This is a genomic window from Bacillus mexicanus (assembly GCF_050445615.1).
Classification (GTDB): Bacteria; Bacillota; Bacilli; order Bacillales; family Bacillaceae; genus Bacillus; species Bacillus mexicanus.
The window spans coordinates 1,239,327-1,256,593 of record NZ_JBCEYV010000001.1 but is presented as its reverse complement, the minus strand read 5'-3'; the positions used below and the strand labels follow the sequence as shown (position 1 = coordinate 1,256,593).

At 42.6% G+C, this 17,267-nt stretch carries 19 protein-coding genes and 2 pseudogenes; 19 read left to right on the top strand and 2 right to left on the bottom strand.

Annotated elements, in window-relative coordinates:
* The first annotated feature begins 13 nt into the window (after positions 1-13).
* The 4 genes from AAGG74_RS06625 to AAGG74_RS06610 all read left to right on the top strand — a co-directional run bounded on the left by AAGG74_RS06625 (position 14) and on the right by AAGG74_RS06610 (position 2,784).
* Positions 14-469 (top strand): flavodoxin, encoded by a 456-nt coding sequence (locus AAGG74_RS06625; protein WP_429674860.1) that lies wholly within the window; start codon positions 14-16, stop codon positions 467-469.
* Between the two features lie 103 nt (positions 470-572).
* Entirely contained in the window at positions 573-1,283 is a 711-nt protein-coding gene (dapD, locus tag AAGG74_RS06620) for a 2,3,4,5-tetrahydropyridine-2,6-dicarboxylate N-acetyltransferase (RefSeq protein ID WP_429674859.1), read from the top strand.
* Between the two features lie 69 nt (positions 1,284-1,352).
* Positions 1,353-2,477: an N-acetyldiaminopimelate deacetylase gene (locus AAGG74_RS06615; protein WP_162101407.1), complete on the top strand. Its 1,125-nt coding sequence runs from the start codon at positions 1,353-1,355 to the stop codon at positions 2,475-2,477.
* A gap of 61 nt (positions 2,478-2,538) precedes the next feature.
* Positions 2,539-2,784: a YkuS family protein gene (locus tag AAGG74_RS06610; RefSeq protein ID WP_162101408.1), complete on the top strand. Its 246-nt coding sequence runs from the start codon at positions 2,539-2,541 to the stop codon at positions 2,782-2,784.
* Positions 2,785-2,814: 30 nt separating this feature from the next.
* Here AAGG74_RS06610 and AAGG74_RS06605 read toward each other — a convergent pair whose 3' ends face one another.
* Positions 2,815-3,618 (bottom strand): mechanosensitive ion channel family protein, encoded by an 804-nt coding sequence (locus AAGG74_RS06605; RefSeq protein WP_162101409.1) that lies wholly within the window; start codon positions 3,616-3,618, stop codon positions 2,815-2,817.
* A gap of 199 nt (positions 3,619-3,817) precedes the next feature.
* On the opposite strand from AAGG74_RS06605, the pseudogene AAGG74_RS06600 reads away from it, so the two are divergent.
* The 3 genes and pseudogenes from AAGG74_RS06600 (at position 3,818) to rok (ending at position 5,836) form a co-directional block, all read left to right on the top strand.
* Positions 3,818-4,361 (top strand): annotated as a pseudogene (locus AAGG74_RS06600) (peroxiredoxin).
* Between the two features lie 74 nt (positions 4,362-4,435).
* Positions 4,436-4,869: pseudogene (locus AAGG74_RS06595) on the top strand (thioredoxin domain-containing protein).
* Between the two features lie 382 nt (positions 4,870-5,251).
* Positions 5,252-5,836 (top strand): transcriptional regulator Rok, encoded by a 585-nt coding sequence (rok, locus tag AAGG74_RS06590; protein WP_162101410.1) that lies wholly within the window; start codon positions 5,252-5,254, stop codon positions 5,834-5,836.
* A 39-nt stretch (positions 5,837-5,875) separates the two neighbouring features.
* Here the strand turns inward: rok and AAGG74_RS06585 are convergent, their stop codons facing one another.
* Entirely contained in the window at positions 5,876-6,841 is a 966-nt protein-coding gene (locus tag AAGG74_RS06585; protein ID WP_429674858.1) for a coiled-coil domain-containing protein, read from the bottom strand.
* Positions 6,842-6,975: 134 nt separating this feature from the next.
* Here AAGG74_RS06585 and AAGG74_RS06580 point away from each other — a divergent pair, with 134 nt between their 5' ends.
* The 12 genes from AAGG74_RS06580 to pfkB all read left to right on the top strand — a co-directional run bounded on the left by AAGG74_RS06580 (position 6,976) and on the right by pfkB (position 17,257).
* Entirely contained in the window at positions 6,976-7,575 is a 600-nt protein-coding gene (locus AAGG74_RS06580; protein WP_429674857.1) for a molybdenum cofactor guanylyltransferase, read from the top strand.
* Positions 7,576-7,625: 50 nt separating this feature from the next.
* Positions 7,626-8,645, top strand: a complete 1,020-nt coding sequence (locus AAGG74_RS06575; RefSeq protein WP_162101413.1) for a MoeB/ThiF family adenylyltransferase — start codon at positions 7,626-7,628, stop codon at positions 8,643-8,645.
* 17 nt (positions 8,646-8,662) lie between these two features.
* On the top strand, positions 8,663-9,955 hold the full coding sequence (locus AAGG74_RS06570; protein WP_429674856.1) for a molybdopterin molybdotransferase MoeA: 1,293 nt from the start codon (positions 8,663-8,665) through the stop codon (positions 9,953-9,955).
* Positions 9,916-10,437 carry a molybdopterin-guanine dinucleotide biosynthesis protein B gene (gene mobB, locus AAGG74_RS06565; RefSeq protein WP_429674855.1) on the top strand — a complete coding sequence of 174 codons (522 nt, stop codon included), beginning with the start codon at positions 9,916-9,918 and terminating at the stop codon, positions 10,435-10,437. Before AAGG74_RS06570 ends, mobB begins: the two co-directional genes overlap by 40 nt.
* Complete coding sequence (locus tag AAGG74_RS06560) at positions 10,437-10,901, top strand: molybdenum cofactor biosynthesis protein MoaE (RefSeq protein WP_429674854.1); 465 nt, start codon at positions 10,437-10,439, stop codon at positions 10,899-10,901. Before mobB ends, AAGG74_RS06560 begins: the two co-directional genes overlap by 1 nt.
* 1 nt (position 10,902) lies before the next feature.
* Positions 10,903-11,136, top strand: a complete 234-nt coding sequence (moaD, locus tag AAGG74_RS06555) for a molybdopterin converting factor subunit 1 (protein WP_429674853.1) — start codon at positions 10,903-10,905, stop codon at positions 11,134-11,136.
* Between the two features lie 458 nt (positions 11,137-11,594).
* Entirely contained in the window at positions 11,595-12,296 is a 702-nt protein-coding gene (gene yknW / locus AAGG74_RS06550; protein WP_162101418.1) for a YknW family membrane protein, read from the top strand.
* Positions 12,297-12,300: 4 nt separating this feature from the next.
* Complete coding sequence (locus AAGG74_RS06545) at positions 12,301-13,434, top strand: efflux RND transporter periplasmic adaptor subunit (protein WP_429674852.1); 1,134 nt, start codon at positions 12,301-12,303, stop codon at positions 13,432-13,434.
* The gene (yknY, locus tag AAGG74_RS06540) at positions 13,435-14,127 is read left to right on the top strand and encodes an ABC transporter ATP-binding protein YknY (RefSeq protein WP_162101420.1); all 693 of its coding nucleotides are present in this window, start codon (positions 13,435-13,437) and stop codon (positions 14,125-14,127) included.
* Positions 14,124-15,317 carry a sporulation-delaying-protein transporter subunit SkiZ gene (gene skiZ, locus AAGG74_RS06535; protein WP_429674851.1) on the top strand — a complete coding sequence of 398 codons (1,194 nt, stop codon included), beginning with the start codon at positions 14,124-14,126 and terminating at the stop codon, positions 15,315-15,317. The genes yknY and skiZ overlap by 4 nt, the downstream gene beginning before the upstream one ends.
* Before the next feature lie 276 nt (positions 15,318-15,593).
* Positions 15,594-16,349, top strand: coding sequence for a DeoR/GlpR family DNA-binding transcription regulator (locus AAGG74_RS06530; RefSeq protein ID WP_429674850.1), 756 nt, complete (start codon positions 15,594-15,596; stop codon positions 16,347-16,349).
* Positions 16,346-17,257, top strand: a complete 912-nt coding sequence (gene pfkB, locus AAGG74_RS06525; protein ID WP_429674849.1) for a 1-phosphofructokinase — start codon at positions 16,346-16,348, stop codon at positions 17,255-17,257. The genes AAGG74_RS06530 and pfkB overlap by 4 nt, the downstream gene beginning before the upstream one ends.
* Positions 17,258-17,267 lie beyond the last annotated feature (10 nt).

Below are 17,267 nucleotides of genomic sequence, written 5' to 3'. Positions count from 1 at the left end.
GAGGCATCAAGAATTGGCGAAGATTTTGCTCGTTTATGCAACAATGTCAGGTAACACTGAAGCGATGGCAGATTTGATTGAAAAAGGGCTTCAGGAGGCTGAAGCGGAAGCGGACCGTTTCGAAGCGATGGATATTAAGGATGCACAGCTGTTTAACGACTATGATTATATTATAATGGGGACTTATACATGGGGAGACGGAGATCTGCCTGATGAATTTTTAGACCTTGCTGAAGATATGGATGAGATTGATTTTTCCGGTAAAACATGCGCTGTATTCGGTTCTGGTGATACAGCATATGAATTTTTCTGCGGAGCCGTTGATACACTCGAAGCAAAAATAAAAGAATGCGGAGGCGAAATTGTGCTGCCTTCAGTAAAAATCGAAAATAATCCGGAAGGTGAAGAAGAGGAAGAATTAATGGAGTTCGGGAGACAATTCGCAAAGAAAAGCGGCTACGCTGTCTGACCACCACTAGGAACTGCTCAAGCGGCTGTTCCTTTTTTTCTTGTCTTTGCATCTTTCCTTTGATACAGTAATGAGGTAGAAAATCAGGAGGAGGACTATACATATGAAAATGATGGACGCAAATGAAATTATTTCATTTATTCAAAATAGTACAAAATCTACACCTGTAAAAGTTTACGTGAAAGGTGAGCTGGAAGGAATCAATTTCGGAGAATCTGCTAAAGCTTTTATCAACGGAAGCACTGGTGTTGTTTTCGGTGAATGGAGCGAAATCCAAACAGCAATTGAAGAAAATCAAAGCAAAATCGAAGACTATGTGGTTGAAAATGATCGCCGCAATTCTGCGATTCCAATGCTTGATCTCAAAAATATTAAAGCGCGTATCGAGCCTGGTGCAATCATCCGCGACCAAGTTGAAATCGGCGATAATGCAGTCATCATGATGGGTGCTTCTATCAATATTGGTTCAGTCATCGGTGAAGGAACAATGATTGATATGAACGTGGTCCTTGGCGGACGAGCTACAGTTGGTAAGAACTGCCACATTGGAGCTGGCTCTGTTCTTGCGGGCGTTATTGAGCCGCCATCCGCTAAACCGGTTGTCATCGAAGACGATGTTGTGATCGGCGCAAATGCTGTTGTGCTTGAAGGCGTAACAGTAGGAAAAGGAGCCGTTGTTGCCGCGGGAGCGATCGTAGTGAACGATGTTGAGCCGTACACTGTCGTTGCAGGTACACCTGCTAAAAAAATCAAAGAAATTGATGAAAAAACAAAAGGCAAAACTGAAATCAAGCAGGAATTACGCCAGCTGTAAGGAATGGTTTGATAAAAAAGGCGTGGATAATATATCCACGCCTTATTCGTATAGGCAGGAGGAATAAAGATGAAGAAAAAGGAGCTCATCGCAATCCGCAGGGATCTGCACCGTATACCGGAGCTTGGATTTCAGGAGTTCAAAACCCAGCAGTATTTATTAAATGTTTTAGAAAAATATCCCCAAGACAGAATTGAAATTGAGAAATGGAGAACGGGGCTTTTTGTAAAGGTGAATGGGACGGCGCCGGAAAAAATGCTGGCGTACAGAGCGGATATCGATGCGCTTTCCATTGAAGAGCAAACCGGTCTTCCGTTCGCATCAGAGCATCATGGACATATGCACGCCTGCGGACACGATCTGCATATGACGATTGCACTCGGCATTATTGACCACTTTGTCCATCATCCGGTCAAACATGATTTGCTCTTTCTGTTCCAGCCGGCAGAAGAAGGGCCTGGCGGCGCAGAACCTATGCTTGAGAGCGATATATTAAAAAAGTGGCAGCCTGATTTGATCACAGCCTTACATATTGCCCCAGAGCTGCCTGTGGGCACTATTTCGACAAAAAGCGGACTCCTTTTTGCGAATACATCAGAGCTTGTCATCGATCTGGAAGGAAAAGGCGGACATGCCGCATATCCTCACTTAGCCGAGGACATGGTTGTAGCGGCAAGCACACTTGTCACCCAGCTACAAACGATCATTTCTAGAAACACAGATCCACTGGACAGTGCCGTTATTACAGTTGGTACGATTACCGGCGGCTCAGCGCAAAATATTATCGCTCAAACAGCGCACTTGGAGGGCACGATCCGCACGCTTTCTGAAGAATCGATGAAGCAGGTAAAGGAACGGATTGAAGATTTGGTAAAAGGAATCGAAATTGGGTTCCGCTGCAAAGGAAAAGTGACCTATCCTTCTGTGTATCACCAAGTTTATAATACGAGCGGACTGACAGAAGAATTTATGTCTTTTGTTGCTGAACGTCAGCTGGCAACAGTAATCGAAGCAAAAGAAGCAATGACCGGAGAAGATTTCGGCTACATGCTGAAAAAATATCCCGGATTTATGTTCTGGCTCGGTGCTGACTCTGAACATGGGCTTCATCATGCAAAGCTGGACCCCGATGAAAATGCGATAGAAACAGCGGTTAACGTCATGACAGGCTATTTTTCTGTTTATGCCAATTAAGTATAAATGAAAGAATAAAATTCCATAAAATGAGCACTCTAGTAAACGGAGGTGTTCAAAGATGTCTAAAAAAATTGGAATTGAACAATCGTTATCAGACGTAGAAGCTGCATTGAAAGAAAAAGGTTATGACGTTGTCATGATGAAAAGTCCTGCTGATGCAAAAGGCTGTGACTGCTGTGTCGTAACAGGACTTGATAATAATGTGCAAGGGATAGCGGATACGGTAACACAAGCACCAGTTATTACAGCTTCCGGGATGACTGCTGAAGAAGTTTGCAGTGCAGTAGAAAATAGAATGCAGTAAATAAAAACCGAAGCAAAAAGCTTCGGTTTTTTACTCTGCTTCTTTAGGAAACGCACGGTCAAGCGCGTTTTTTATATCCTTTCTAAGCATTCGTTCGACCCGCCATTGTTCCATATTTTCTGTTTTGGCAATGACTCTGATTACAATTTCAGAAGTGCCCAGTTCTTGAACTCCGATGACATCAGGGCCTTCTTTTATTTGCGGGAGATCGGCAGCTGTCTCATCACATACTTGCTGTAAAATACGAATCGTTTCATCAATGTTTCTTTCAGCTGGCACTGTGATATCAACCAGAGCCTGCATTGTTCCCCGCGAATGATTGCTCACATTTGTAATGTTTCTGTTTGGGATATAATGAAGCGTTCCGTCAAAGCTACGGATTTGAGTTGTTCTTAAGCCAACTTGCTCGACAATTCCATCAAATCCGGAAACGGTAATATAGTCACCGACATCTAATTGTTTTTCAAGCAAAATAAAAAAACCTGTTACGACGTCGCTGACAAGGCCTTGGGCGCCAAATCCAACAGCGAGTCCTACAACTCCCGCTCCCGCTAAAAGAGCGCTTGGGTTGTAATGGAACAAATCGAGAACCATGACACAAAATATAAAAATCAATATGTAAGAAAATATATTAAGAGTCAAGCTTCGTAGTGTATGGGCACGCCCGATAGACAAGCTGTGCTGCTCCTCGAATTTTGCAAACAGATGTTTAATAATTTTCATGCCTATCGATCGAACGATAAAATAGATCAATACCATAATGATAAGTTTAATGAGCAGTATACCGGTATTTGTAATCAGTCCTGCCCAATCATATTGTTTCATGAAATTCATTTTAGAGCCTCTTTTCTGAATGGATTGCTGCATATTGACCTTACCCTTTATTCGGATATGTTAAACACTTTATTCAAACATATTGATTCCAAAGATAAACTTTATTTGGTGAAAATTCTCTTGTGGATTCCGTTTCTATATAATGGATATTGTAATGATATGAAAGAAATTTAGACAAATACCCTTTGGAGGGATACATATGCCAGAACGGATGCTAGGTAAACAAGCTCCTCGTTTTGAAATGGAAGCAGTCCTTGCAAGTAAAGAATTTGGCAAAGTAAGTCCTGAGGAAAACATAAAATAGTAACAAATGGACAGTGCTGTTCTTCTATCCAATGGATTTCACTTTTGTTTGTCCGACAGAAATTACAGCCATCTCTGACCGCTATGACGAGTTTGAAGAGCTTGATTCAGAGGTTATCGGAGTTTCTACTGATATAATCCATACCCATTTGGCATGGATAAACACGGGCCGCAAAGAAAACGGTCTTGGCCAGCTGAATGATCCTCTTGCTGCCGATACAAATCACGAAGTATCCCGTGAATATGGAATTTTAATCAAAGAAGAAGGTGTTGCCTTGCGCGGATTGTTTATTATCAATCCTGAAGGCGAACTCCAATATCAAACTGTTTTCCATAACAATATTGGCCGCGATGTTGATGAGACGCTTCGTGTTCTACAGGCGCTGCAAACTGGCGGATTAAGCCCGGCGAATTGGAAACCAGGCCAAAAAATACTTTAATACTTTCAAAGCGCAAAAAAAGGTCTAACTATTCGTTAGGCCTTTTTGATTAAGCGATGGTATGATGACAGCCAATGCCTGAGTGACTGGGGGAAAAGCTTGGTTTAATGTTGAAGTAACGAGAGAGCAATTGATCGGGGGGAAAACCGACAATCCATTTTTGCTCCATCAGCTGCCATCTGTGCAAAGAAGCGATACCGCAAGTAAATGACTTTCGTGCTAACTATCAAGATAAATCGAATGTTGCAGCTGTACATATGCCTCGTTCCGAAGATGATCTTGATCTGAGTAAAATGAAACTGTTGCACATGACATACTCAGCCGATTTTTATCGATAGTAATCATGTCTTAACCCTATGTGTTTGACCAAATAGGACAGATCCGTCACTACCAAACTGACGGAAGGGGGATGAAGACGCTTGAAAAACGTATGAACCGCGTTCTAGCTGAAAAAGATCAGACATCTAAATCGTTGTATTTGTGCGAGAAAGCAATCGAAGAAGAGTAAGAAGATTTTTTTTCCAAATTTGGGTGTAGGAAAAGATGATTTACATTGATGAATATGCCAATAAAATAGCTGTTTTTTGATGTTTTTCCTCAATTTTAGATAAATTCATATTTTAATGACTCGAAAATTGTAGGTATTACACTAAAATTCATTAAAGAAGTAAGTAAAATATATATTTTCAACATTATACCAAATGGGTTAATAGAGCTTTAAACCCTTGAGAATAAAGGCCTCGATTTAAAAGTTAAACTTTTCTGAAAATAAGGAGTTTTTCATAGAGTAAATTTAATAGTAAAATGATAAAATAATAGTTGATAAAATTACTTTTGTAATCTAATATCTTAATTAAAGATGTTAATTTTGATAGGGGGTACATTGAGGAATGTTTAATGAAAGAGAAGCTTTGCGCTTACGGTTAGAACAATTAAATGAAGCTGAAGTGAAAGTCATTCGTGAATATCAAATTGAACGTGATAAAATATATGCAAAATTAAGAGAGCTGGACAGAAATGGAAGCCCTTCCGACATGAAAAAGGATTTCCGTTCTGAAAAAAAACCTGATTCCTTGCCAGTTCTCGCCGAGCTTGCGGCTCAGGAAATCAGAAGCTATCAGCCGCAGTCGCAGCAGCAGTCTGTTCAGCCTCAGCTTCAACCTATTTCCTCTCTTCCTGCCGGCATACCAGACGGAACAACACGAAGAAGAAGAGGGACGGCAAGACCGGGATCAAAAGCAGCCAAGCTGCGTGAAGCTGCTATTAAAACATTAAAACGCCACAACGCGGCGATTAAGAGTTCCGAGCTTCAAAAGGAGATTGAAAAAGAAAGCGGTCTTGAAATCCCTAATATGACAACGTTTATGCAAAGCTTAATTAAAATGTACCCGGAAGTGAAAAAACCGTATCGCGGTCAATACATTTTAGAAGGCGAAATTGAATCAACTGAATCAGCTGATTCAGTAAATGAATAAACACTCAGAAAAACTGCTTGGCATGGATCAAGCAGTTTTTTATTGATTTTTTTTCTGTGAAGGTTTGTTTTCTTTTTCGAGATTAAGCTTATAAACCCACTTTTGATAAGGCTTTTCCTCAGCGGCTTTGCTTTTGAGTTCTTCAATTGTCTGGCTCATGTCCTGATCTGATGATTGGGCGCGGGAAAGCTGTTTTTGAAGGACGTATATCTGTTTGGTGACATTTTCAAGTATGTTTTCTACATGATCTGGCTGCGCGTAGACTGCTAAAGCTGCTTCTTCCGTTTTTTCTGTTTGTTGCGTGCCGCCATCAATATCGGCAAAATGAGAAGCAATCCAGGCATCGCTTTCATCAAGCTGCCGTTTATACGATATAATAGTTTCGTGAAATAATTTTTCTTTCGTTTTTTCTATTTCGAGCAGTCTTTCTTTCGTTTCTATAATTCGATCTTTTATATGATCGACTTCTACTTTAATATGTTTTAGCTGGTATTCTTTTTCTGCCATTTGCTCTTTTAGACGGCTGTTTTCGTCTTGTACCGATTCAGTTTGCTGTTTTGCCTGCTGCAGTGCGCTCTGCTCCTGCTTAACAGAGGCGTGAAGTTGGCTGATTCGTTTATGAAGATTTTTATTTTCTTCTTCAATTTTGATGTTCGTAATATGAAGTTTATGTTTTTCTTCTATTTCGGCTTTGCGTTTATAGGTTTCAGCAGAAAGAAGTTCCTGTAAAACAACGATTTTATGAAGCAGTTCAGCTCTTATTTGATGCAGGGTTTGGCTGGTGTGAGAGGTGTGTTTTTCTTTCGTTGACATTTGGGTTAACTCGGCAGACAGCTGTTGAAGTTTTTCTTTCATCACATTATTTTCTTTGAGAAGTTTGTTATGTTTCTGATGGAAGTAGCTTGCTTCAAATTCGGAAATCAGCTTATGGCATCTGGAAAGCTCTGATTTTAAATATAGGTTCTCCTGAGACACGTCGTGGAAAAAAGGACCTGATCTTTTCATTCGAACCATCTCCCTCATGATGTTAACACTACAATATGCAAATACTTAACGGCTATTCCTCTTTAATAAACAGACAAGCAGTAGCGTTGAAGCTTTGCTTTTGCTATGCTTTTAACGAAATAGAGGTGAGAGGTTTGAAGCAAATAAACGTACTTTTGGCAGGGGGAGCCTCACGGCGCTTTGGAGAGCCGAAGGCATTTGTAAAATGGAGAGGCCATATGTTTTACGAATGGGCTAAAAAAGCGCTTGGAGAACATACGGTTATCATCAGCCGTTCCGAGTTTATTAATAGATTTCAAGAAAACGGTGAGAGCGAAGTGTATGAAGATGCTGAGCCGTTTCAAGGTATGGGGCCATTGGCTGGTATATATACTGCTTTTAAAAAGACAGACGGTGATCTTTATACTGTTCTTTCTTGTGACGCGCCGTTGGTACAAAGAAGAACGATACTGAAGCTCAAGCGTCTGATGACTGCCGGTACAGACGCTGTCGTTCCAATTTCAAATGGCCGGGAGCAGCCATTGATTGCAGTGTACCATAAACGAATTATGCCCATTCTATATCATCAGCTATCTGAGAAGAAATTAAAAATATCAGATTTGTTAGACCGAATTTCGGTTTGTTATGTACAGGCTGAAGAGCTCGATGCAAACCCATCGGAGTTTATTAACGTTAACACCCGTGATGATTTTAAGTATATGGAAGAAACAACGAACTCCTTCAGGCAGGACTGAGGGGACAAATACATGTTAAAATACCATAAAAGATAAGGAGAACAGGTTTGATGGAGGAGCGTTATTCACGGCAAATCAGATTTAAGCAAATAGGGGAAAAAGGACAGAAAAGACTGACAGACAGCCATGTGCTGGTTGTCGGGGCTGGAGCGCTCGGGACAGCAGGAGCTGAAGGGCTTGCGAGGGCGGGAGTCGGCACTATGACCATTATTGATCGTGACTATGTAGAGTGGAGCAATCTTCAAAGGCAGCAGCTTTATACAGAAAGCGATGCCAAGCTCCGTATGCCGAAAGCTATGGCTGCCAAAGAGCATCTGTCAGCGATTAACAGCAAAATACATATTGAAGCATATGTAACTGAAGGAACAGCTGAAACGCTTACACCGCTGATTGAAAAAGCAGATATCGTGATCGACGCGACAGATAACTTTGAAACCCGCATGCTGATCAATGACCTTGCCCAGAAAACAAAGACACCGTGGGTCTATGGCGCCTGTGTGAGCAGCCAAGGAATGTTCATGACGATCATTCCGGGAGAAACCCCTTGTCTGTCTTGTTTGTTTGAGCAAATTCCTGTCGGCGGGGCGACATGTGATACAGCCGGCATCATTCCGCCCGCTGTGCATATTGTATCTGCCTATCAGCAGGCTGAGGCTTTAAAGCTGTTAACTGGTCAACCAGAAGCGATACAGCACGGTTTTGTGACATTCGATGTCTGGAACAATTCACATATGAAAATTAATGTTGATCATGTGCGCCGTGAGGATTGCCCATCTTGCGGAGCACATGCAATTTATCCTTATCTCCTAGACTGGAACACACCAAAAGCCGCTGTGCTGTGCGGCCGTGATACGGTTCAAGTAAGGTCGGAGTCATTAAAAAGAATTCCGAAACAGGAACTCATCAATCGGCTGAAAGCCATTGGCAAGGTAGAGGCCAATGCGTTTTTGCTGCATATTTTTTACGAAAATTTCAGGATCGTTATTTTCAATGACGGACGGGCACTGGTGCATGGAACAAATGATGCGAAAGAAGCGAATTCCGTGTTGGCAAGAATAATTGGATTGTAACAACAGGAGGGGTCAGAATGCTGGAGAAAAGAACACCTATACCGGTAGACGAGGCAGTTCGGCGTGTCAGCCACTTTCAAAAACAAGGGGAAACAGAGTGGGTGGCGCTTGAAGAAAGCCTGCATCGATTTTTGGCTGAAGATGTAACAGCGGATCACCACGTACCCGCATTTGATCGTTCACCTTACGATGGTTTTGCTGTCAGAGCGTGTGATACAGAAGAAGCTTCACGTGAAAATCCAGTTCGGTTTGATGTCGTTGACCATATAGGAGCGGGAGCTGTATCTGAAAAAAAACTTGCCCCGTTTCAGGCCGTTCGAATTATGACTGGCGCGCAAATCCCTGAGGAGGCAGATGCAGTCGTTATGATTGAGCTTACTCAAACCTTTGAGGAGAATGGGAAGGCGTTTATGTCTTTAAAACGCCGCTTTCAGCCGGGGGATAATATTTCAAAAACAGGCGAAGATGCTCAAAAAGGGAGCATTTTATTAAGAAAGGGCACCCGAGTGACACCAGGAGTCACTGCGCTTCTGGCAACCTTTGGTTATGCATCTGTGCCTGTGGTGAGAAAGCCTGTTGTTGGAATTATCGCGACCGGTACTGAATTGTTGAATGTCAGTGATCCGCTAGAGCCAGGGAAAATCCGCAACAGCAATGCGAGTATGGTGTATGCGCAGGTAGTGGAAGCAGGCGGATTACCGCTTTATTTAGGGAAAATTTCTGATGATATGCATAAAAGCTTCACTGCCGTCAAAGATGCGATGGAAAAGGTTGATTTTCTGATTACAACTGGCGGCGTGTCAGTGGGTGATTTTGATTTTTTGCCTGCAATCTATGAAAAACTCGGAGCGGATGTCTTATTTAATAAAGTTGCCATGCGCCCGGGCAGTGTGACAACGGTGGCACATGCAAACGATAAACTGCTGTTTGGGTTGTCAGGCAACCCGTCGGCATGTTATGTCGGCTTTGAACTGTTTGTTAAACCGTTGATCAAGATGTGGCTGCTCAATGAAACACCGCATTCGAATTGTGCGGAAGCTATTTTGGCTAAGGATTTTCCGAAGCCAAACCCATTTACCCGATTTGTTCGTGCATTCGTGTACCATCAGGAAGGGAAACTGCAAGCGGCTCCCGTCGGATTAGATAAGTCGAGCTCTGTCACATCACTTGCAGAAGCAAATGCGTTTATTATTCTGCCGGGCGGCACGAGAGGATATGAATCTGGCCGAACGGTTCAAGTGCTGCTCATCAGAGAAGAGAATGGAAGTGAGTGGCCTTGGTCCGTCCTTTCCCGATCGTCCAAGTTGTAGGATTTCAAAACAGCGGGAAAACAACATTTATTGAACGCGTTCTTAAAAAAGCCTCTGAACAGGGTCTTCATTTGGGCTGCCTGAAGCACCACGGTCATGGTGGTGAGCCGCAAACGTTCACTGAAGGAAAAGACACTGACCGTTACCAAGCCGCAGGGGCTGAGGTGACATCAGTAGAGGGTGCTGGTGTATTACAGCTGACAGCCCGCCAAAGTTGGGATTTGCCGCGGCTGATCGAATTATATCGGTTTCTTGAAACAGACTGTCTTCTGATTGAAGGCTTTAAAAAAGCTCCTTATCCTAAAGTGGTTATACTAAGGAGAAAGGAAGATTTAGAAGCGCTGCAGGCAGCAAATACAATCGCCATCATCTATAGAAAAAAAGAGCATATGACAGAGCATCAGGGATTACCCGTTTTTCATGCGGATGATCCGGTTGCTGTGGATTTTGTGCTTTCACAGCTGAAGGGAGAATCTGCATAATGGAAAGGTTTGAGATTACGAAAACACCCATTGTTACTGAGGACATCATCAAAAAAGTAGAGAAACGGGAAGCTGGGGCGATTACCACATTTATTGGCACGGTTCGGGAATGGACAAATGGAAAAAGAACAGTCCGGCTGGAATATGAGGCATATGAACCGATGGCCGTGCAAATGCTGGCTCAAATTGGTGCTGAAATTGAAGAAAAATGGGAAGGTGCCCAAGCCGCAATCACGCACCGTATAGGTGTGCTGGATATCGGTGAAGCAGCAGTTGTGATCGCTGTAGCTTCTCCCCATCGAAAAGCCGCCTATGAAGCCAATGAGTATGCGATCGAACGAATTAAACAGATTGTGCCAATTTGGAAAAAAGAAATTTGGGAAGATGGTGAGCAATGGATCGGCGACCAGCTTGAAACAACAGCTTACCCAAACGGAAAACCAAATGTAAGCGAGGGAGAGTAGCATGATTAAAATTCTTTTATTTGCAGGGCTTGCTGAACAGGCAGGCACACAAGTGGTGGAAATAGATAGGGAACAGGCAACGACAGACGAAATAAAAGCGAGTTTAAAAGAACAATACGGCCTTGAATCCATTGATACTGCTATGCTTGCCGTTAATGAAAGCTATGTAAAAGAAAACACCCCCATATCTTCAGGTGACACGGTAGCTATCATTCCGCCGGTCAGCGGCGGATGAAAACCGGACGGCATTAGCCATCCGGTTTTTTGTTATTCGCATATCCCCACGTATCTACAGCATACAATGATTTTCTGTAAGTGTTTATTCTGCATATGGAACTTTCTAAAAGCAAGGGAATCTGCGCGCTCAAATCCCCATTGTGAGATAAGAAACATTTATTTTCTGTAGGACCATCATGGGAAAATATTCATTTTAGACACAAGAATGCTTCAGACGAAGAGATGATGAAAGCCCCGAGCGGCCGGATATAAAAGGCAGAAAAAAACGGAAACAACTGCTCACGAAAGAAGGCATCAATGCCGGCTTTGAGAAAGCGCAATCCGGTACAGGGATAGAACAATATAAAATGCGTTCAGTTCTATATTGAAGGCTTTTGGAAATTTATTAGAAAAACATGAAACTTTTTAAGGACCTTTCCCGTATTAGCTGTTAGATATTCTCAAGGAGGTCTTGAAATGGAAACAAATGTAGAAAAAAACAGCGGAACGGCGACTGAAAAGCCGTCATTTTTTGGAGTAATCACAAATCCGGCTATACAGTTTAAAAGGATAAGAGAAAGACCAGTTGTATGGGGCCCGCTGCTTATTGTTGCAGTGATGATTATCGTTGGGGCTGTGCTGCAATCACTCGGTACGAATTATATTGAATTGTTGAAAAACACCGCAAATACTAACGGGTTAACAGCCGAAGAAATTGCAACTGTTGCAGCTATCACCAAATTTGGAGCGCTGGCAGGAAGTATTTTCGGCGGTATCGCAGCATTATTTATTGCTCCTCTCATTTATTGGCTCTGTGTCAAAATATCAGGCGGGGTTACGACATACAAAAAAATGCTTTCTCTCGGTCTATTTGTTTCTTTGATTAGCAGTCTTGGATTACTGATCAACGGAATCGTTAATTTTACGACGAATGCAAATCCGCTTTACAGCGTGACGTCACTGGCAGGACTTATTAATCCGGCTAACGGGGCTCTTGCCAACGTGTTAAATACCTTGGAGATATTCAATATTTGGAGCTATGTATTGCTGGCCATTGGACTCCACAAAACAGGCGGCATCTCAAAAAAAGCAGGATGGATTTCAGCGATTATTCTTTTCGTTATTGTGGTCGCATTTTCATTCTTTGCAGGTTTAATCAATTCTGTGGCAGGTGCATAAACTCATGAAAAAAGTCTGGATCGGAATTGGAATTGCCGTTTTAGTCGCTCTTTTTATTGGAATTAATATTTACCGGTCTGCCGCTCCGGCAAGCGGCAGCGCCGAACAGAAGGTACTGACAGGAAGCCTCGAAGAAAAAGAAATGTCGACAACGGTGATGGTTCCCGGCGCACTTAAATTTTCAAATGAACAGTATGTCTTTTACGAAGCGGATAAAGGGACATTAGGAGACATAAAAGTGAAGGAAGGCGACAAAGTTAAAAAGGGCACGCCTTTAGTCACCTATACAAATGAGCAGCTGAGCCTGGAAAAAGAACAGAATCAGCTGACCGCTGAATCGAACCAGCTTCAAATTGACCAAACTCAAGAAAAGATAAAAGCGTTGGACAGCAAACAAAAAGAACTGGAAAAACAAGTTGGAAAGAAAGAAGCAGAAAAACAAATGAACTCTGAGCGTACGGAGCTTCAAATGCAGAAAAAAACCGCTGAGATCGAATTAAAACAAACCGAGCTTCAGCGGCAGTCACTTGCCAATCGGGTATCAGACCTTCAAGTGAAAAGCGAAATTGAAGGCACTGTTATTTCTGTCAACCAGGAAGCAGCATCCAAAAAATCAGATATGCAAGAGCCCGTCATACATATTGGCAACCCGAAAGATCTTATCGTCTCAGGAAAATTGTCTGAATACGACACTCTGAAAGTCAAAAAAGGCCAGAAGGTCACACTTACTTCAGATGTTATCCAGGATAAAACTTGGAAAGGCACGGTTTCAGCAGTCGGACTTGTTCCGGATCAGCAGGAAAGCACTGGGGCACAAGGAACAGAACAAGCAGTTCAATACCCGCTTCAAGTGAAAATAAAGGGAAATCTCCCAGAAGGAAAGCCTGGATTTAAGTTCATAATGAACATTGAAACAGATAAGCGAAAAGCAAATACACTTCCTTCAAAGGCAGTTAAAAAAGAAGATAATCAATATTATGTATATACAGTAAAAGACGGAAAAGCAAATCGAGTTGATGTCAAAATCGGTGAAGTAACTGATGGTCAAACAGAAATTAAAGAAGGAATTTCTCAAGACGATCAAGTCATTTTGAATCCTTCTGATCAAGTGACCGATGGAACGGAAGTGAAAGCATAAATGATTCAGCTTTCAAATGTGCGAAAAAGCTATCAGATCGGCAGGGAAACGTTTGATGTTCTCCATTCCATTCATCTTGACATTCAACAAGGGGAGTATGTGTCCATTATGGGGCCGTCAGGATCAGGGAAATCGACGATCATGAATATCATCGGCTGTCTTGATCGGCCGACTTCGGGCATGTATAAATTAGACGGCGAAGATATTTCCTCATATAAAGAGAAAGAACTAGCCGCAGTCCGTAACCAGTCCATCGGTTTTGTATTTCAGCAGTTTCAGCTTCTTCCGCGGCTGAATGCCAAAAAAAATGTTGAGCTGCCGATGATTTATTCCGGTATAAGCAAAAAAGAACGTCAAGAGCGGGCTGAGAGAGCGTTGGAAAAGGTCGGATTAGCCGATCGCATGCTTCACATGCCCAATGAGCTGTCGGGCGGTCAGAAACAGCGGGTGGCGATTGCAAGGGCGATCGTGAATGAACCAAAATTGATTTTAGCTGATGAACCGACCGGCGCGCTGGATACGAAAACAAGCGTGGCAATTATGGATCAATTTACAGCATTAAATGCAGAGGGAACGACAATCGTTCTTGTTACTCACGAGCCAGAAGTTGCAGATTGTACGAATCGTATCGTCATGGTGCGTGACGGCCGCATTGTTCCTGCCAGCTCCGGACAAAGGAGCGTGGGAGAATGAGCCTGCTAGAGAACATCAGAATGGCTCTAAGTTCTGTCCTTGCTCATAAAATGCGTTCGATCTTAACGATGCTCGGCATAATCATCGGTGTGGGCTCTGTCATTGTGGTCGTTGCGGTAGGACAGGGCGGCGAGCAAATGCTGAAGCAGTCGATCAGCGGCCCGGGAAATACCGTGGAGCTGTACTATATGCCAAGTGATGAGGAACTTGCAAGCAATCCGAACGCTGTAGCGGAATCTACTTTTACAGAAAACGATATTAAAGGTTTAAAAGAGATAGAGGGCATCAAACAAGTCGTTGCCTCAACTTCTGAAAGTATGACAGCGCGTTATCATGAGGAAGAAACCGATGTTACGATTAATGGAATAAACGATGGATACATGAAGGTCAATTCTTTAGAAATCGAAAGAGGCAGAACATTTACCGATAATGATTTTCTCGCGGGGAAAAGAGCAGGAGTTATTTCCCAAAAGATGGCTGAAGAGCTGTTTGATAAAACTTCTCCTCTCGGTGAAGTAGTCTGGATTAACGGACAGCCCGTTGAAATTATCGGAGTGCTGAAAAAAGAAACTGGCTTGCTTTCTTTCGGTTTAAGTGAAATGTATGTGCCATTTAATATGATGAAATCCTCTTTTGGATCAAATGATTTCAGTAACGTATCATTGCAAGTCGAATCAGCAGACGACATAAAATCAGCTGGGAAAGAAGCGGCACAGCTGGTCAATGACAATCATGGCACAGAGGATTCGTATCAAGTGATGAATATGGAAGAGATTGCGGCCGGAATTGGCAAAATAACGGCGATTATGACGACGATTATCGGTTCGATTGCTGGCATTTCTCTTCTGGTCGGCGGAATCGGTGTCATGAATATTATGCTCGTATCGGTTACAGAACGGACACGAGAGATTGGAATCAGAAAATCACTCGGTGCGACAAGGGGGCAGATTCTGACTCAGTTTTTAATTGAATCAGTCGTATTAACGCTTATCGGCGGTCTCATTGGGATTGCAATCGGATATGGAGGAGCCTCGCTTGTTTCTGCCATCGCGGGCTGGCCGTCCCTCATATCCTGGCAGGTTGTAGCCGGAGGTGTGCTGTTCAGTATGCTTATTGGTGTTATTTTCGGCATGCTTCCCGCAAATAAAGCCGCAAAGCTTGATCCGATCGAAGCGCTGCGTTACGAGTAACCTCATGCGACATGCATGAGGTTTTTTATGCGCGTTTTTTTACTATGAATATAAAAGACTTTTTTCATCAAAATAAGAAGAAAATGTCATACAATTGTCCTTAGTTTTGTCGAATTTACAGTTTACAAACCCTATAGACATACGTTAATATGGAGAAACGTGAAAGATTTTGATAGTTATTGAATGAATTTGAATGATTTTAGTTGCGTAAATTGAAAAAAGCGTTTACAATGAAATTGTATTCAAAATGAATACGTTTTCATTAGGAGGTGAAGCATGCTAACTCCTGAACGGCATCATTTGATTATTGATCAAATAGAAAAGCACGATGTAGTGAAAATTCAAGAGCTCATAAATCTGACAAATGCTTCTGAGTCAACAATCAGGAGAGATTTATCGACACTTGAAGAACGCGGCTTTTTAAAGCGTGTTCATGGGGGAGCAGCCAAGCTTTCCGATATCAGACTTGAACCCGATATGCTTGAAAAATCCTCCAAAAACCTTCGCGATAAATTGAGGATTGCTGAAAAAGCAGCTTCGCTTGTAGAAGAAGGGGATTGCATTTACCTTGATGCAGGCACGACGACTTTGCACATGATTGATTTTTTAGATAAAAGCAAAGATGTTGTTGTGGTCACAAACGGGGTGATGCATATTGATGTATTAATAAGGAAAGAAATTTCTTTTTATCTGCTTGGAGGATACGTAAAGCACAGAACGGGCGCTGTTATTGGAGGCGCTTCACTGATTGCCATGAATCAGTACAGGTTCGACAAGAGTTTCCTGGGGGCAAACGGTGTCCATATAGAGGCTGGCTTCACCACGCCGGACCCTGATGAAGCCCTTTTAAAACAAAAAGCTGTTAAACAGGCAAAACACGCTTATGTCTTAGCAGACCCTTCGAAATTCGGAGAAATCTCATTTTCGGCATTCGCCGGAATAGGCGACGCAACAATCATTACGACTGACGCTGAAGAGCTTACATTCGATAATTACCAAGAAAAAACTGTCGTAAAGGTAGTGAAACCATGATTTACACTGTAACACTTAATCCATCTGTCGATTATATTGTTCACGTTGAAGATTTTACTGTAGGAGGCCTGAACCGATCCGCATACGATACAAAGTATCCTGGAGGAAAAGGCATCAACGTATCGAGACTGTTGAAAAGACACCATGTACAGTCTAAAGCACTCGGATTTGTCGGCGGGTTTACCGGAGAATATATCAAATCATTTTTGCGGGAAGAACAACTTGAAACAGCTTTTTCTGAAGTGAAAGAAGATACCCGTATCAACGTAAAGCTGAAAACTGGTGATGAAACTGAAATTAACGGACAGGGACCTACAATTTCTGATGAGGATTTCCAATCCTTTTTAGAACAGTTCCAATCCTTGCAAAAGGGAGATATTGTTGTTCTTGCGGGAAGCATTCCATCATCCCTGCCTCACGATACTTATGAAAAAATAGCAGAAGCCTGCAAAAAGCAGGGCGCACGAGTTGTTTTGGATATCTCTGGCGAGGCGCTTTTAAAGGCGACAGAAATGAAACCGTTTTTGATGAAACCAAACCATCATGAGCTTGGAGAAATGTTCGGCACGACAATTACGTCTGTTGAAGAAGCTGTTCCATATGGGAAAAAGCTTGTAGAACAAGGCGCTGAACATGTAATCGTATCCATGGCCGGAGACGGAGCGCTTCTGTTTGCGAACGAAGCTGTTTGTTTTGCTAATGTGCCAAAGGGGAAATTGGTAAACTCAGTCGGAGCGGGGGATTCCGTTGTTGCAGGTTTTCTTGCCGGTATTTCCAAACAGCTGCCGCTTGAAGAAGCATTCCGCTTAGGAGTTACATCAGGCAGTGCTACCGCGTTTTCTGAAGAGCTTGGAACAGAAGAACTTGTCCAGCAGCTTCTTCCTGAAGTTAAAGTCACACGTCTATAGAGGAGGAAAC

What these genes read in the sequence shown, in the direction of transcription:
- dapD (WP_429674859.1), top strand. Translation starts at nt 573, where the DNA reads ATGAAAATGATGGACGCAAATGAAATTATTTCATTTATTCAAAATAGT.
- AAGG74_RS06615 (WP_162101407.1), top strand. Translation starts at nt 1,353, where the DNA reads ATGAAGAAAAAGGAGCTCATCGCAATCCGCAGGGATCTGCACCGTATA.
- AAGG74_RS06610 (WP_162101408.1), top strand. Translation starts at nt 2,539, where the DNA reads ATGTCTAAAAAAATTGGAATTGAACAATCGTTATCAGACGTAGAAGCT.
- AAGG74_RS06605 (WP_162101409.1), bottom strand. Translation starts at nt 3,618, where the DNA reads ATGAATTTCATGAAACAATATGATTGGGCAGGACTGATTACAAATACC.
- rok (WP_162101410.1), top strand. Translation starts at nt 5,252, where the DNA reads ATGTTTAATGAAAGAGAAGCTTTGCGCTTACGGTTAGAACAATTAAAT.
- AAGG74_RS06585 (WP_429674858.1), bottom strand. Translation starts at nt 6,841, where the DNA reads ATGAAAAGATCAGGTCCTTTTTTCCACGACGTGTCTCAGGAGAACCTA.
- AAGG74_RS06575 (WP_162101413.1), top strand. Translation starts at nt 7,626, where the DNA reads ATGGAGGAGCGTTATTCACGGCAAATCAGATTTAAGCAAATAGGGGAA.
- AAGG74_RS06570 (WP_429674856.1), top strand. Translation starts at nt 8,663, where the DNA reads ATGCTGGAGAAAAGAACACCTATACCGGTAGACGAGGCAGTTCGGCGT.
- AAGG74_RS06560 (WP_429674854.1), top strand. Translation starts at nt 10,437, where the DNA reads ATGGAAAGGTTTGAGATTACGAAAACACCCATTGTTACTGAGGACATC.
- moaD (WP_429674853.1), top strand. Translation starts at nt 10,903, where the DNA reads ATGATTAAAATTCTTTTATTTGCAGGGCTTGCTGAACAGGCAGGCACA.
- yknW (WP_162101418.1), top strand. Translation starts at nt 11,595, where the DNA reads ATGGAAACAAATGTAGAAAAAAACAGCGGAACGGCGACTGAAAAGCCG.
- AAGG74_RS06545 (WP_429674852.1), top strand. Translation starts at nt 12,301, where the DNA reads ATGAAAAAAGTCTGGATCGGAATTGGAATTGCCGTTTTAGTCGCTCTT.
- yknY (WP_162101420.1), top strand. Translation starts at nt 13,435, where the DNA reads ATGATTCAGCTTTCAAATGTGCGAAAAAGCTATCAGATCGGCAGGGAA.
- skiZ (WP_429674851.1), top strand. Translation starts at nt 14,124, where the DNA reads ATGAGCCTGCTAGAGAACATCAGAATGGCTCTAAGTTCTGTCCTTGCT.
- AAGG74_RS06530 (WP_429674850.1), top strand. Translation starts at nt 15,594, where the DNA reads ATGCTAACTCCTGAACGGCATCATTTGATTATTGATCAAATAGAAAAG.
- pfkB (WP_429674849.1), top strand. Translation starts at nt 16,346, where the DNA reads ATGATTTACACTGTAACACTTAATCCATCTGTCGATTATATTGTTCAC.